Origin of the sequence: Glycomyces sp. NPDC048151 (genome assembly GCF_043202775.1) — a bacterium.
GTDB lineage: Bacteria > Actinomycetota > Actinomycetes > Mycobacteriales > Micromonosporaceae > Glycomyces.
This window is the reverse complement of record NZ_JBIDBB010000002.1, coordinates 261,797-275,824: the sequence shown is the minus strand read 5'-3', so window position 1 is coordinate 275,824 and position 14,028 is coordinate 261,797. Positions and strand designations below refer to the sequence as shown.

11 protein-coding genes and 1 tRNA gene are annotated in these 14,028 nt (G+C 68.7%); 4 read left to right on the top strand and 8 right to left on the bottom strand.

Annotated elements, in window-relative coordinates; all coding sequences use genetic code 11:
* Positions 1-35: 35 nt before the first annotated feature.
* The 6 genes from ACGGCP_RS04690 to ACGGCP_RS04665 form a co-directional block, all read right to left on the bottom strand.
* Positions 36-842, bottom strand: a complete 807-nt coding sequence (locus tag ACGGCP_RS04690; protein WP_392961047.1) for an alpha/beta hydrolase family esterase — start codon at positions 840-842, stop codon at positions 36-38.
* A gap of 89 nt (positions 843-931) precedes the next feature.
* Positions 932-2,683, bottom strand: a complete 1,752-nt coding sequence (locus ACGGCP_RS04685; RefSeq protein WP_392961044.1) for an IucA/IucC family protein — start codon at positions 2,681-2,683, stop codon at positions 932-934.
* The gene (locus tag ACGGCP_RS04680; protein WP_392961042.1) at positions 2,680-3,264 is read right to left on the bottom strand and encodes a GNAT family N-acetyltransferase; all 585 of its coding nucleotides are present in this window, start codon (positions 3,262-3,264) and stop codon (positions 2,680-2,682) included. Before ACGGCP_RS04680 ends, ACGGCP_RS04685 begins: the two co-directional genes overlap by 4 nt.
* On the bottom strand, positions 3,261-4,559 hold the full coding sequence (locus tag ACGGCP_RS04675) for a lysine N(6)-hydroxylase/L-ornithine N(5)-oxygenase family protein (RefSeq protein WP_392961039.1): 1,299 nt from the start codon (positions 4,557-4,559) through the stop codon (positions 3,261-3,263). Before ACGGCP_RS04675 ends, ACGGCP_RS04680 begins: the two co-directional genes overlap by 4 nt.
* Complete coding sequence (locus ACGGCP_RS04670; RefSeq protein ID WP_392962029.1) at positions 4,556-5,959, bottom strand: pyridoxal phosphate-dependent decarboxylase family protein; 1,404 nt, start codon at positions 5,957-5,959, stop codon at positions 4,556-4,558. Before ACGGCP_RS04670 ends, ACGGCP_RS04675 begins: the two co-directional genes overlap by 4 nt.
* Positions 5,960-6,408: 449 nt before the next feature.
* Complete coding sequence (locus tag ACGGCP_RS04665) at positions 6,409-8,085, bottom strand: DUF885 domain-containing protein (RefSeq protein WP_392961036.1); 1,677 nt, start codon at positions 8,083-8,085, stop codon at positions 6,409-6,411.
* 68 nt (positions 8,086-8,153) lie between these two features.
* On the opposite strand from ACGGCP_RS04665, the gene ACGGCP_RS04660 reads away from it, so the two are divergent.
* The 3 genes from ACGGCP_RS04660 to ACGGCP_RS04650 all read left to right on the top strand — a co-directional run bounded on the left by ACGGCP_RS04660 (position 8,154) and on the right by ACGGCP_RS04650 (position 11,738).
* Positions 8,154-8,720 (top strand): NADAR family protein, encoded by a 567-nt coding sequence (locus ACGGCP_RS04660; protein WP_392961034.1) that lies wholly within the window; start codon positions 8,154-8,156, stop codon positions 8,718-8,720.
* A gap of 107 nt (positions 8,721-8,827) precedes the next feature.
* Positions 8,828-9,670, top strand: a complete 843-nt coding sequence (locus tag ACGGCP_RS04655; RefSeq protein ID WP_392961031.1) for an O-methyltransferase — start codon at positions 8,828-8,830, stop codon at positions 9,668-9,670.
* A gap of 319 nt (positions 9,671-9,989) precedes the next feature.
* Entirely contained in the window at positions 9,990-11,738 is a 1,749-nt protein-coding gene (locus ACGGCP_RS04650) for a LamG domain-containing protein (RefSeq protein WP_392961028.1), read from the top strand.
* 460 nt (positions 11,739-12,198) lie between these two features.
* Here the strand turns inward: ACGGCP_RS04650 and ACGGCP_RS04645 are convergent, their stop codons facing one another.
* Together ACGGCP_RS04645 and ACGGCP_RS04640 are read right to left on the bottom strand one after the other, a co-directional pair.
* On the bottom strand, positions 12,199-13,215 hold the full coding sequence (locus ACGGCP_RS04645) for a hypothetical protein (protein ID WP_392961025.1): 1,017 nt from the start codon (positions 13,213-13,215) through the stop codon (positions 12,199-12,201).
* A gap of 95 nt (positions 13,216-13,310) precedes the next feature.
* Positions 13,311-13,386, bottom strand: a tRNA-Asn gene (locus ACGGCP_RS04640).
* A 263-nt stretch (positions 13,387-13,649) separates the two neighbouring features.
* Between ACGGCP_RS04640 and ACGGCP_RS04635 the strand changes: the two genes are divergently transcribed.
* Positions 13,650-13,982: a hypothetical protein gene (locus ACGGCP_RS04635; RefSeq protein ID WP_392961023.1), complete on the top strand. Its 333-nt coding sequence runs from the start codon at positions 13,650-13,652 to the stop codon at positions 13,980-13,982.
* Positions 13,983-14,028 lie beyond the last annotated feature (46 nt).

Here is a 14,028-nt window from a genome sequence, read left to right as displayed (position 1 = left end):
TTGTCCATCCCCCGCACCCGCCGGTCGGCGGGAGTTCACTCGAGCGCGGTGAAGAAGTCCCAGATCTCGCGGCTCGCCCACAGCGAGTCCTCGCGGCCGGGCAGGCCGAACCACTCGTGGCCGCCGTGCACCCGGTACTCGACCATGGGCACCCCGCCCGCGCACGTCCATGCGGTGCGCTCGAAGTCGGCGCCGGAGGACGACTCGGTCTCGGTGCACTCGCCGCGCGTCCGCCACGTGTCCAGGACCGGCTGCCCCTGGACGCGCGGGTCGTTGACGCCGACGAAGGCCGCCAACGGGATCGGCGTCTCGAGGGTCTCTACCTGCCCGAGGGTGTCGAAGGTTCCGGACGGGACGACCGCCGCGGCGCCCGCCAGTCGCTCGCCGAGCCCGACGGCGGCGGCCAGCGTCATGTCGCCGCCGTTGGAGAAGCCGCTCAGGTAGATCCGGTCGGGGTCCGCCCGGTGGTCGTCGACGAGCCGGTCGACGAGCTCGCCGAGGAACGCGGCGTCCTCGCCCTCGGCCTGCGCGTCCCATTCGCGGTCGGGGTTCGACGGGTACACGGCCATGAACCCGGCCTCCTCGGCCATGGCGTCCATATTGGAGTTGGTCTGGACGAGCACGCCGCTGCCGGGCATGCCGTGGAGGACGATCACCGCGGGCAGGAGCGCGTCGTCCTCGGGGCACGTGAAGGACCGCGTGTAGGTGTAGTCGCCTACGGCGGCTTCGGGGGCGTGGGTGAACTCGCCGGGCTCGCAGTCGAGGCTGGCGGGTTCGGTCTCGTCGGCGGTGCAGGCGGTCATGGCGAAGAGGAATGCCGCCGCACCGAGAAGGCGCTTCATGAGTGGGAGCGTATGCCATTCCATTCTGGAGAGCCATCCTCCGCGGGGCGGAGAAGCGCGCGGCGGGGCCGGACCCCGCCGCGCTCGCGTCAGCCCGCCAGGGGGTTGTCGAGCCTGCCGACGTAGATCAGGCTCTCCTCCTGGTTCTCGATGTTGACCATCTGCTGGTTGTTCTTGAGCTGCAGGCGGTTCAGGCACGAGAGCGTGAAGCTCTCCTCGAACAGCGGGAAGCGCGCGAACGCCTCCGCCAGCTCGGGGTGCGCGGCCTGGTAGTCGCGCAGGGACTCGGCCGCGACGCGCCAGAACTCGTCCTCGTCGAGCACGCCGTCGAGGTGCAGGTACCCGGCGAGGAACCGCAGGAAGCAGTCGAGGACGTCGGTGAGGATCGACAGGGTCCGCACCTCGTCGGGCACGTCGGCGCGGATGCGGCCGATGGCGTCGGGCACGGGCGTCGCGGGCTCGATGACCGCGCACTCCTCGCCGATGTCCTTGAAGAACACGCGCTCGACCGCGCCGTCCTTGAGCACGAGGATCACGTTCTCGCCGTGGGGCATGAACACCAGGCCGTACCGGTAGAGGCAGTGCGTGACGGGCACGAGGTACGCGTCGAGGTACTGGCGCAGCCACTCGGCCGGGGGGAGCCCGGAGCGGCGGATCAGGTCGGCCGCGAGCGAGGTCCCGTCACCGTCCACATGCAGCAGTGAGGCCATGGTCGCGACCTGTTCGCCCTTGGCGAGCTTGGGGACCGGGCTCTCACGCCACAGGGCGGCGAGCATCTTGCGGTACGGCGAGCCCTTCGGCGCGCCCTCGGTGTAGGCCGGGTGCCGGTAGCCCACGGCCGCGCGCTCGCGGAGGATCGTGACGCCGTGCCGCTTCAGGGTCGGGTCGCCGTGCACGAGGTCGGCCACGTAGTCGCTGATCGCGGGCGTGACCTCCATGTACTCAGTGGACAGTCCGCGCATGAAGCCCATGTTGAGCACCGAGAGCGCGGTCTTGACGTAGTCGGCCTCGGGCCTGGAGCGGTTGAAGAACGTGCGGATCGACTGCTGTGCCTGGTACTCGTCGTGGCTCTCGCCCAGGGGGATGAGCCGCCCGGCGGCGATCTCGGGCGCGAACGTCACGGAGATCTTGTTGCGCCACTGCCACGGGTGCACCGGGATCAGGAAGACATCCTCATAGGTCAGTCCCCGGTCGGTGAGCAGCGACGCGAAGTACTCCCGCGAGTCCGCGTCGAGCTGCGAGTCGAGCAGCCACCGGTGGTCGAGTTCGGGCGAGGCCGCGAACATCGCGTGCTCGCGCCGCGCGGCCAGCCACATGAGCCGCACGCCCGCACCGGCTTCGGGGGCGTAGGCCCGGTAGTCCTCGGAGGTGAAGCCGAGGCGGCCGGACCCGGCCACGAAGCACGGGTGCCCGCCGGTCATCCCGGCCTCGATCGCCTGGAACCCCGCGTCGATGAGGTCCGCGTTGCCCGGCACGCCCTCGGCGAGCTGGTACGCGCCCCGGTTCACGGTGGCCGCGACCTCTTCGAGGTACACCGGCAGGACCGCGTCGCTCAGGCCCAGTTCGCCCTTGAACGCCAGGAAGAACGCGGCCGCGTCCAGCTCCAGCGCGCCGCCTTCGCCGCTGCGCTCGATCGTGGCGGGGTCGACGACCCAGTGGTCGAGCTTGAAGCGGCGCGCGGCGAACCGGTACTTCTCGGGCCCGGCGGCGAGCGTGTAGGCCTCGCCGTCCTTCACGGGGACGAGCAGCCGCTCGTGGGCGAACTCGCCGATGGCCTTGGCCAGCAGGTTTCTCGTGGCCCGCTGCCACAGCTCCGGGGTGAGGTGGTCGATGGCGCTCACGCGTGCACTCCTCTCGCGGCGGACCGCTCGAAATCGATTCGGGTGCAGAAGCTCAGCAGCGCCTGCTTGTCCTTGAGCTGAACGGCCCGTTCGGGTTTGAACCCGACGAACTCGTTGAGGCGGTGGATGGCCTCGTTTCCCGCGTCCGGCTCCACGACGACCCGCTTCGCGGCGAAGCCGTCGAAGAGCAGATGCATCACGGTGGCCATGACGCCCTTGGTGAACCCGGGGATCGGCGTGTCGGTCGGCGCGGTGAGGACGTGCATGCCGATGTCGCCGGGGGCGGGGTCGTAGACGCCCGCGAGCTCGGAGTGCGCCGGGTCGTAGACCTCGACGAGGAACCGGGCCCGGTAGTGGTACAGCCCCATGAACGCGAAGTGGTGCGGGTTCGCCTCGATGTCCTCGTGCTCGGCGAGCACGTCGGCCACGGAGGCGTCCTGCATCATCCAGTACTTCGCCTTCGGGTGCGTCACCCACTCGTGCAAGAGCGGCGAGTCGGTGGGCGGGTCGACCGGGCGCAGGCCGAAGTCGCCGAGGGACTCGTGCAGGTGGTAGAAGCTGTTGGGGGCCTTCAAGGTCACTCTGGTGCTCCGAAATCCTGGAAGCCGATGCGGCGCTCGATCGGGTAGACCTCCCGGCCGGTCAGCGACCGGATGATCCAGGAGTTGCGGTAGGCGGCCATGCCGAGGTCGGGGGAGACGAAGCCGTGGGTGGCGAGTTCGGCGTTCTGCACGAAGATCTCGCCTGCACCGGCGGCGTCGACGCTGTAGTCGCGGCGGGCCTCCAGGCGTCCGGTGGCGTCGAAGCGCAGCCGGTCGCGAACCTCGTTCATGAACTCGGGAACGCGGTAACTGTAGCCGGTCGCCAGGACGAGCCCCTCGGTCTGGAGCTCGAACGAGCGGTCCTGCTCGTGCTGGCGCACCGAGAGCCTGACGCTGCCGCACCCGGCGGCCTTCTCCACGGTGCAGTTCGTGAACAGCCGCGTCGGCACGGAGCCGCGCTCGAACCGCTTCTGGTACAAGAGGTCGAAGATCTCGTTGATGAGCTCGGCGTTGATGCCCTTGTAGAGGTTCTTGTGCGCCGCGTTGAGCTCGTCCCGCTTCGCGGACGGCAGCCCGTGGAAGTAGTCCACGTACTCCGGGCTGGTCATCTCCAGCGTGAGCTTGGTGTACTCGAGCGGGAAGAACCGGGGCGAGCGCGTCACCCAGTTCAGCTCGTACCCGCCGCTTTCGATGTCGCCCAAGAGGTCCCGGTAGATCTCGGCGGCGCTCTGGCCGCTGCCGACCACGGTGATCGAGCCGCACTCGCGAAGCCGGTCCCGGTGCTCCAGATAGGACGACGCGTGGCAGACCGTGGGGCTCTCCAGCTCCCGGCACGACGGCGGGATCCACGGGGGCGTGCCGGTGCCGAGCACGAGCCGCCGCGCGTAGTCCGTGGCGGTCCCGGCCGGGCCCTCGGACCGGACCGCGTACACGCCGTCCTCCCAGGTCACCTCGGTGACCGTGCGCTCGAACCGGAGGTTGTCGAGCTTCTCGGCGGCCCAGCGCAGGTAGTCCTGGAACTCGGTGCGGAGCTGGAAGAACGACTCGCGGATGTAGAACGGGTAGATCCGCCCGCTCTCCTTGAGGTAGTTCAGGAACGAGTACTCGGAGGTCGGGTCGGCGAGGGTCACGAGGTCGGCCATGAACGGCACCTGCATCGTGGTGCCCTCGATGAGCATCCCGGGGTGCCAGTCCACGTTCGGCTTGCGCTCCAGGAAGATCCCGTCGAGGTCGTCGATGGGCGCGGTGAGCGCCGCGAGCCCGAGGTTGAACGGCCCGAGGCCGATCCCGATGAAGTCGTGCACCACTGTGCCGCCTGTCTCGCTGGCGCTCATGCCGCCTCCTGCGCCTTCTTGCCGTGGCGCGCGAGCGCTTCGAGGACGGGGACGATGTCGGCGAGCGAGGTCTCCGGGTTCAGGAGCGTCAGCTTCAGGGCGGTCCGGCCTTCGACCTTCGTGGCCGCGACCATGCCCTCGCCGGAGGCCGCGAGCGCCTCGCGGGCCTTGCGGTGCGTGTCGTCGTCGGCCCCGGCGAGCCGGAACAGCACCGTCGAGAGCTGCGAGGGCGGCGCGGCGACCTCGAAGCGCGGGTCGTTCGCGAGCCAGTCCCAGGTCTGGTCGGCGAGCGCGCAGACCTGGTCGAACATGGCGCCCAAGGCGTCCGGGCCGAGCGTGCGCAGGGTCATCCACAGCTTGAGCGCGTCGAACCGGCGCGTCGTCTGGAGGCTCTTGTCGACCTGGTTGGGGAACACGGCCTCGGCCGGGTTGAGGTAGTCGGCGTGGTGCGTGACGTGCCGCAGCGAGGCCCGGTCGCGCACGATGAGCGCCGAGGAGCTGACCGGCTGGAAGAACGACTTGTGGTAGTCCACAGTGACCGAGTCGGCGTACTCGATGCCGCCGAGCAGACCGCGGTGCTTCTGCGAGACGAGGATGCCGCACCCGTAGGCGGCGTCGACGTGGAACCAGACCCGGTGCGCCGCAGTGATCTCGGCGATCGGCCCGAGCGGGTCGACGGACCCGAAGTCGGTGGTCCCGGCGGTCGCCACGACCGCCGCGGGGACGAGGCCCTGCTCCCGGCAGGTCTCGATAGCCGCGTCCAGGGCGGCGGGGTTCATGCGGAACCAGTCGTCGGCGGGCACCGTGATCACGGCCTCCTCCCCGAGGCCGAGCAGCCGGGCGGCCTTGACGACCGAGAAGTGCGAGTGCGGCGAGGCGAAGAGCCGCAGGCGGGGGAGCACTTCGACGCCGCGCAGCGGAGTGCCGACCTCGACCCGGTGCTTGAGCAGCACGTTCTCGACGGCCTCGTCGCGGGCGAGCAGGAGCGCCTGCAGGTTCGACTGCGTGCCGCCGGAGGTGAAGACGCCGTCGGCGTCGGGGCCGAGCCCGATGCGCCGCGCGGTCCAGTCGATGAGGCGCTGCTCGATGAAGGTGCCGCCCGCGCTCTGGTCCCAGGTGTCGACCGAGGTGTTGACGGCGGCGAGCACGGTCTCGGCGGCCACGGCCGGGAGCGCGACGGGGCAGTTCAGGTGGGCGAGGTAGCGCGGGTGGTGGAACCAGACCGCGTCCTTGAGGTAGAGCTCGCCGATCTCGTCGAACGCGTCCTCGAAGGACTCCAGGGGCCGGTCGAGGTCGACCGCGGCGATGGCCGGGCCGAGGTCGGCTGGGGCGGCGCCGGTCCACGGCCGCTCGACTTCGGCGAACCGTTCGGCAAGGCGGCCAGCGACATCGTTGATCATGCCGCGGTAGGCGGCGGCCGAGTCGCGGCCCAGGAGGGCCGGCGGCTCGGAACTGGCGAGCGGCGCGGGAGCCGGACGGAGGTCGGCGCTTGTCAGCACGGAGGGTCCTTTCAGTGAGGGACGGTCTCTCGGGATGCCGGGGAACGTGTAGGTTAGGCTAACCTAAATCATGAGTGCGCAGAAGGGCTCATCCCGAATGGTGACGTTCTCCACGAATTCTTGCGGAATGATCATCCGTAAGGCATTTGCGCGCGACAGTCCGGCGCCGATAAGTCCTATGTGGACTATAGAAACCTACTGCGCCGCAACGAATCCGCACGTCCACAGCAGGTGAAAGACTGAGTTGCGGCGGCGCCCGGGGGGAGCCACCGCCGCGACTCATATCGTGCAATACGCGGCCCGAACTGTCTGTCACCAATCCGACAACAGCCCGTCAAGCCCCGGAATCCCTAGCGCGCCTCCGCGATCCAGTCCTCCACGACCCCCGTCATCGTCTCCAGCGGGATCGACCCGTTCGAGAGGATCCGGTCGTGGAAGTGCCGCAGGTCGAACGCCTCGCCCAGCGCCTCCCGCGCCCGGTCCCGCAGCGCCCCGATGTGCCTGCGCCCGATCATGTACGCCAGCGCCTGGCCCGGCCACGCGATGTACCGGTCGATCTCGTTGTCGATGTTCACCAGCGAGAGCGCGGTGTTCTCACGCATGTACGCGACCGCGCGCTCCCGCGACCACCCGAGGATGTGCATCCCGGTGTCCACCACCAGGCGGCACGCCCGCCACGCGTCGAACGAGACCATGCCGAGCCGCTGCAGGTCCCCGCTGTAGAGCCCGATCTCGTCGCACAGCCGCTCGGTGTACAGGCCCCAGCCCTCGCCGAACGCCGTCACGTACGCGAACCGCCGGAACTGCGGCAGCCCGTCCAGGGTCTGGCCCAGCGCGAACTGCAGGTGGTGCCCCGGGACGGACTCGTGGAACGCGAGCGCCTCGTACTCGAACCGGGCCCGGCTCGCGGGCTCGTACGTGTTCACCCAGTGCGTGCCCGGCCGGGTCCCGTCCGAGGCGGGCACCGTGTAGTAGGCGAGGGTCGCGCCCTTGGCGGCCGCCTCGGGGATCACCTCGATCGAGCACGGCGCGATGTCGTAGTCCAGGAACGCCTTCGGCAGCGCCTCCTCGGCCCTGCGCAGCGCCTCCGTCACGTCGGCGAGGATCTCCTCCGCCGACTCGTACCGCAGCGAGAGGTCGCCGCGGAGCCGCTCGACGACCTCCGCGACGTCCGAGGTCCCCAGCGCCCTGGCCCCGATCTCGGCGAACTCGCCGCGCACCCGCTCGACCTCCTCGAGCCCGATCCGGTGGATCTCCTCGGGCGTCAGGTCGGTGGTGGTGAACTGCCGCAACGACGCCGCGTACCCGTCCGACCCGCCGGGGGTGTAGCAGACCCCGACGTAGTCGTCGAGACGCGAGTTCGGCAGGAACTCCTCCTCGAGCGCGGTGCGCCAGCGGGCGAGCGAAGGCCGGACCCGCTCCGCCACCAGCACTGTCGCAGCGGCCTTCCACTCCTCGACGTCTACTTCGGAAGGTGTAGGCGAGACCAGCGGATCGGCCGCCACGTCCGTCCCCAGATAGTCGTCGATCTGCTCGATGACGGCGCGCACGCCGCGCTTGGTCTGGTTCCGCCCCTCCGAGGCGGCCTGCCGGTACCGCTCCAGGACCGCGTCGAAGTAGCCGCCGAGCGCGCCGAGCCGCACCAGGTAGTCCCGGCTGCGCTGCTCGGTGTTCAGGCTCATGCGCGGCAGCGAGGAGAGCATCGTGGAGACCGGCCCGGTGATCGTGTTGGAGAGTCCGACCTCGCCGAGGGCCGCGTCGATGCTCGCGGTCTGGTCGGCGACGAGCCGCGCGAGCATGGAGTACGTGATGCGGTCCTGCCCCTCGAGGGCGTCCGCGTCGATCCCTTGCAGACCCTCGCCGATCTCGGCGTGGTGGGCGCGCCGGACGGCGTCCCCCTCCCTGCTCGGGTCGGGCAGCCGGTCGTCGTGACCGGGGATGCCGTAGAAGCTTGCCGCCGTGGGGTTGTCGGCCAGATGAAAATCGAAGTACCGCTGCGCCAGCGCAGCGAGCTGAGGATCGCCCATGGACCCGACCCTACTGGGACGCCGTTACCGCCGGGTGAGGTGAGCGTCGGTATGGCAAGGTGGGGCGCATGTCCGATGCACTCGTCCTGCCGCTTGACGTCGACGAGGCGGTCGCGCTGGCGTCGTCCGGCCGCGTCCTCAAGTTCATCCACTTCTGGGGGCACTCGCCCGAGGCGGACGGCAGCGCCGGGCGCGGCTGCCTGAGCCAGTGGTGGCCGGCGGCGTTCACCGAGGACTCGCACCGCTTCGCCTCGGCCGAGCACTACATGATGGCGCACAAGGCCTGGCTCTTCGGCGACGCCGCGGCGGCCAAGAAGATCCTCGCCGCGGGCCACCCGGGCGAGGCGCAGGCCTTGGGCCGCAAGGTCCGCGGCTTCGACCAGGCGACCTGGGAGGCCGAGCGTTTCGGGATCGTCGTGCGCGGCAGCCTCGCCAAGTTCGGCCAGCACCCGGATCTGCTCGCCTACCTCGTCGGCACGAGGGACCGCGTCCTGGTCGAGGCGAGCCCCCGGGACCGCATCTGGGGCATCGGCCTGGGCGCGACCGACCCCCTCGCCGCGTCCCCCGCGACCTGGAAGGGCCTCAACCTCCTCGGCTTCGCCCTCATGCGGGCTCGCGCCGAACTCCTGGGCTAGCAGGGTTCAGCGCCAGGACCATCGACGTTCACCCTCCGACCGTCGACGGCTGATAGCTTCGGCAGTCGCCCGCGACCGCAGGTCGTTCCCTCTTCCGGAGGCAGCCGATGAGCATGAGAGTCCCGTACCGCACCATCGTCGTCGGCGCCGCGACCATCGCGATCGGCGCACTGTGGCGGGCGCAGCGGCGGCGGGGGGCCGAGGTCTCCGAGCTGACCGAGCGTTTCGCGCGGTTCCAGGCGGCCCAGGAGGCGGCCCGTGAGGAACTCGAGACGATGCCCCGGTCGACCAGACGCCTCGTGCGCGAGTGGGGCCGCGTCGTCTACGGCGAAGTGGAAGACCTCATGGCCCTGTACAAGGACATCGGCCCGGAGCAGGCACTGCCGCCCATGCACGGGTGGGCGGCCGGTCCGGACCTCGCCCGGTTCCTCTACCGGCAGGTCGTCGAGCACGGCCGTTCCTCAGTGCTGGAATGCGGTTCGGGCAGCACCACGGTGATCCTCGCGTACGCGTGCCGCGCGATCGGCACAGGCCGAGTCGTCGCGCTCGAACACGACGCCAAGTTCGCCGCCGCCACCAGGAGGATGCTCGACGAGCGCGGCCTCGCGAAGTGGGCCGAAGTCCGCGACGCCCCGCTTACCGAAGTGCCCGTAGGCGAGTCGACCTGGCGCTGGTACGACCCCGCGGCCCTGACGGACGGCCCCTTCGACCTCGCCCTCGTCGACGGCCCTCCCGGCGCCACCGGCCCGGCGGCCCGCTACCCGGCCGTCCCGCTCCTCATCGACCGCCTCGCCCCGGACGCCCTCGTCGTCCTCGACGACGCCCGCCGCACCGACGAACGCGCGATCGGCGAACGCTGGGCCGCCGAGTTCACCGGCTTCACCCTCGAATGGCTCGACCACGACCACGGCACCCTCCTCCTCCGCCGCGACACGCCGAACCGCGCATAACGAAAAAGGCCGGTCGAAAACGACCGGCCTTTCTGTGTCTGCTCCCCCTCAGGGCCTATGCGGGACTATCCCCTAGGTCACGGCCCGCGCGACCGTCTAGCGGGGCTGGTGCCCCTCGTATCGCAGGAGGGGATTCCGGGGCTCTGGGAGACTGCGAAGACGAACCGCAAGTACCCCTATTGGACCGCGTTCCGTGCGAAGATCCACATGAGCTAGGCTCAAAAAAATTGAACCTGTTCAACTCACGTCCACGATCCCCATGGGCGCCAACTGGAAAGACAACAGGATGTCCATAGCCTCGAAACCCCTCATTCGAAGAATGGCTCTCGCCGTGCTGGCGGGAGCCCTAACTGCGGCCGGGATCGCCTCGCCCGTGCTCGCGAACACCCCCAACGCCCCGGTCATCACCAGCACCGATTTCCCCGAAGGCATCGACGCCGATGTTCCGATGGTCGGCGAAATCGGCACCTTCACGATCACCGCCGCCGATCCCGACATCGAGAAGTACACGCTTGAGATCCCCGGATCCCTGTACCGGGAGATCACCCTCGACCCGATCAGCGAGACCGTCTCCTTCAAGTACATGCCGACGAACACCGGCTCCAAAGTCCTCACCGTCCGCGCCCACAACACCGCGGGATACTCCGTCGAGACTGACTACATCTTCAGCGTCACCGCGAAGGACCCGGTTGGCAGCTGGACGCTCGCCGAACCCGCTGGATCGCTCCAGGTCGCCGACGCGAACGGCGCCAACCTCGGCACGGTGGGGGGCGGAGTCGATCTCGGGGTCGACGGCCCGGGTGCCGCCACGGCGGCCTCCTTCAACGGCCGCGCGGGAGCATTCGTCAACACCACCGACGCGGGCCTCCTCCGGACCAACGAGGGATTCGCCGTGTCCGCCTGGGTCCGGGTCGACGACCTCTCCCGCGACCAGGCCGCCGTCAGCGTGAAGAGCGCGGAGGAATCCGGATTCGTGCTCGGATACGACTCGCTCTCAGCGACCTCGGGCGAGTGGGCATTCTGGATCCCAGATGCGAAACTCTCCCCGACCAGCGAATGGAAGGCCTCTGGCGGTTCGGTCAGGACTGGCACCGCGGACGAATGGGTTCACCTCACCGGCGTGTACAACTCCATCGGCCGTTCGATGAAGCTGTACGTCAACGGAGTCGAAGCCGCGTCCACCACCCGCGGGACGACCTGGAACGCCGCCGGAGACGTCCAGATCGGACGGGCCCGTGCCGCGAACGCGTGGGCGTACCAGTGGAACGGTGACATCGCGGAAGTCCAGGTCTTCGACCGCGTCGTGTCCCCTGACGAGGTCGCAGGCCTTGGCGTCTACAAGACCTTCGGGCGTGAAGGCTACTGGACCTTCACCACCGCATCCGACGGCCTCAGCCCTGAGTACACCGGGGGCGAGGCCGCGCAGTTGCTCGGCGACGCGCGGATCAACACTGGCCCCGAATACGATGAAGACGGCCTCCCCGTCGGTGACGCACCGTTCCCGCTGGTTGGCGACGGCGACCTGTTCCTCGACGGCGACGGCGACTGCGCGACCGTGGCGACGCCCGTCGTCGACACCTCGGGCTCGTTCTCACTGTCGGTGCGGGCGCGACTGGACTCCACGACAGTCGCAAACGACATGGTCGTGCTCTCGATTTCGGGACAGCACCAGTCCCTGGTCGAAGTCCGGTTCAACGCGACCACGAAGCTGTGGGAGCTCGTCCTCGCCACGGCCGATGCCGAGGGCGCTGAGAAGGTGGCCGCATCCCGGTTCGCCCCCTGGGAAGGCGACACCGCCGGGCAGTCGCTCACGGTGGTCTTCAACGGGGCACTCGGTGAGTGGACGCTGTACGTCAATGGCGTAGAGAGCGCCTCGATCGACGACACCACCGTCGAAGCATGGACCGCGACGGGCGGAATCCAGATCGGAAGGTCGCTCTCTGACGGCGAGTACGGCTCTTACTTCGCAGGAGCCATCGACGATGTCCGCGTGTACTCCGGCGCCCTTGACGCGAGAACCATCACGTTCCTCGGTTCGACGACGTCCATCGAACTTCCGAACATCTGACCACTTGTGGCCCTTGGCGAGCGCCAAGGGCCACGCCGGTCGCCCGATGACGAGCACTGTCGTCGCATCGCATCGCATCGCTTCGCAGCGTCTCGGCTACCGCGGTCTGACCCGCGCGGATCAAGTCGAGTGATTGCCTTGGCACCGCTAGGCTCTGCTCCATAGGCGGGCTCCGCGCGGAACTCGGCGACGACTTCGATCAGGCCGACGATGTGCCCGTCGAATTCCGCCAACTCCTCGGCGGGGACCCACAGGGCAGGGGAAGCAGAAAAGGGCGGTCCGCGGACCGGCCTTTCCTGAAGTGGCCCCCCGCAGGGACCGTCTGCGTCTCGACCCGGGCCGGCAGGGCGGCGGGGGCGGGAAGCGGCCCCGCAGGTAGCAACCCTGAGAACCCGCCTAACGGCCCCATAAGCCCCCGAACCCGACTCCGCGATAGCCGAAGTTCGAGGCTCGGATCGGGTCAGACCATCACCGAGACTGGCGGATGCTCCGGATCGAGACCGCAATGGAAGATCTGGAGGTCGTAGCCACGGCCGATGACGATCTCGACCGGATCGAATCCGTTCTTGAGCTTCTCGGCATCCGCATGGTCGAGATCCTCGATCGGCATCCAGTGAGAAGTCGAGGGATCCCATTCGCCGGTGGCGGCGTTCAACAGCGGTTTCGCTTCCGCGCCGCATTCGCAGCGGACTGCGAAGGCGTTGAAGAGCGACCACGAGGTCCCGTGCCCGTTCGCTTTCCAACCCGGTGCCAGCGCGTGGTCGCTGTAGTAGAAGGATTCCATCCGGTTGGCGGTCGCCTTGATGTTCTCTCTGAGATCGGGGGAAAGCAGATCCATGTCTGGGTACTCGGTGACCTCCTCAGGGGCCAGCACGCACGGGTTCGGTACATAGTCGGCACAGCCGATCAGCGTATCCTTCGGCGGGTAGAAGGGTCTGAGCGTGGACTGGTTGGTGTCTCGCCACCGTAGCTGTGTAGCGGGCCAATATGCCTCGGTCTCAGGATGGTTATAGGGGCACCAAAGGACTTGGAGAAGGTCGAATCGGTTGCTGAAGGGCAAGCCGGGCACGTCCCTCGTGAACAACTGCGCCACAGGGATGAGCGACGCCTCCTTGGTGCGGAATTCAACCCGCCACGGATTACTCCGCTCGTGCTCATCGAGCCGGTCCAGGAAGGCTCGTTCCTCTGCTGTGAACCGATCGGCTGATCCCACACCGGTTCTGCTCCACGCCAGCTCCATGATTCGCCGGTATTCGACGACCTCGTCGATCCTCGCCAACGAGACCCACTCGTGAGGGCCTGAGCAGGTGGGCCACGGGTCCACGATCGGCCAGAGCAAGGGTCCGCCGATCGAGGACTGCTCTGCGGTCGGTTTGCCACACCTCGGATGCAGTCGCACAGCGGTGCGGGCCAGCGTGGCGAGCTCGGGCCACATGGCGGCGAGATCGTAGGAGCGGTCAGGCGTGGTGAAGGGCATCGAGAATCCAAGGGTTAGAGGCGTGTACCGCTGGAAACTATCAACGCCATACGACAAGACGACGAAAGGCCGGTCAGAAGACCGGCCTTTGCGTTTGGCTCCCCAACTTGGACTCGAACCAAGAACCTGCCGATTAACAGTCGGCTGCTCTGCCAATTGAGCTATTGGGGAAGGGGTTCTGGCTTGGCTTTCGCCGTGCGAACCGGATATGACAGTACAGGACCGGCGCGGGCGGGTGCCACCGGGGTGGGTGTGGTGTGGGTCCGATCCGGGCGGGGAACGGGCCGGATCGGGGCGACGCGTTTCCGTCATGGGCCGCCTGGGCACCCCGAGATGGGGCAGAATGGCCGCTATATGCGGCGACGCACAGTGAACTCCGGAACACAGTGAAACCAGAGCGGCGTTCGGCCCGCGGGTCGGCCGAGGAGGCAAATATGCGGAAGTGGTATCTCGTAGCAGGGTTCGCGGTCGGCTACATCCTGGGGGCGAAGGCCGGGCGGGAACGCTACGACCAGATCGTCGACTACACCAGGCGCGTGACCGGGAACGACAAGGTCCAGCAGGTCGCGTCGACGGTGCGCACGCAGGCGAACAAGGCCGTGGACGCGGCGCAGGACAAGATCAAGGGCACCAAGTTCGGCGAGATCGTCGAGAACTTCACCACGAACGCGGACGAGCCCCCAAAAGCTGAGCCCTGGGACTCCGCCGGGGTGACCACGCCGGCCCGCAGCGACAGGGCACTGCGCGAGGACGCTCCCGGATTCTGAATTCCTTGAGCGCATAGCGCGGCGGGCGGGACTCCGGTCCCGCCCG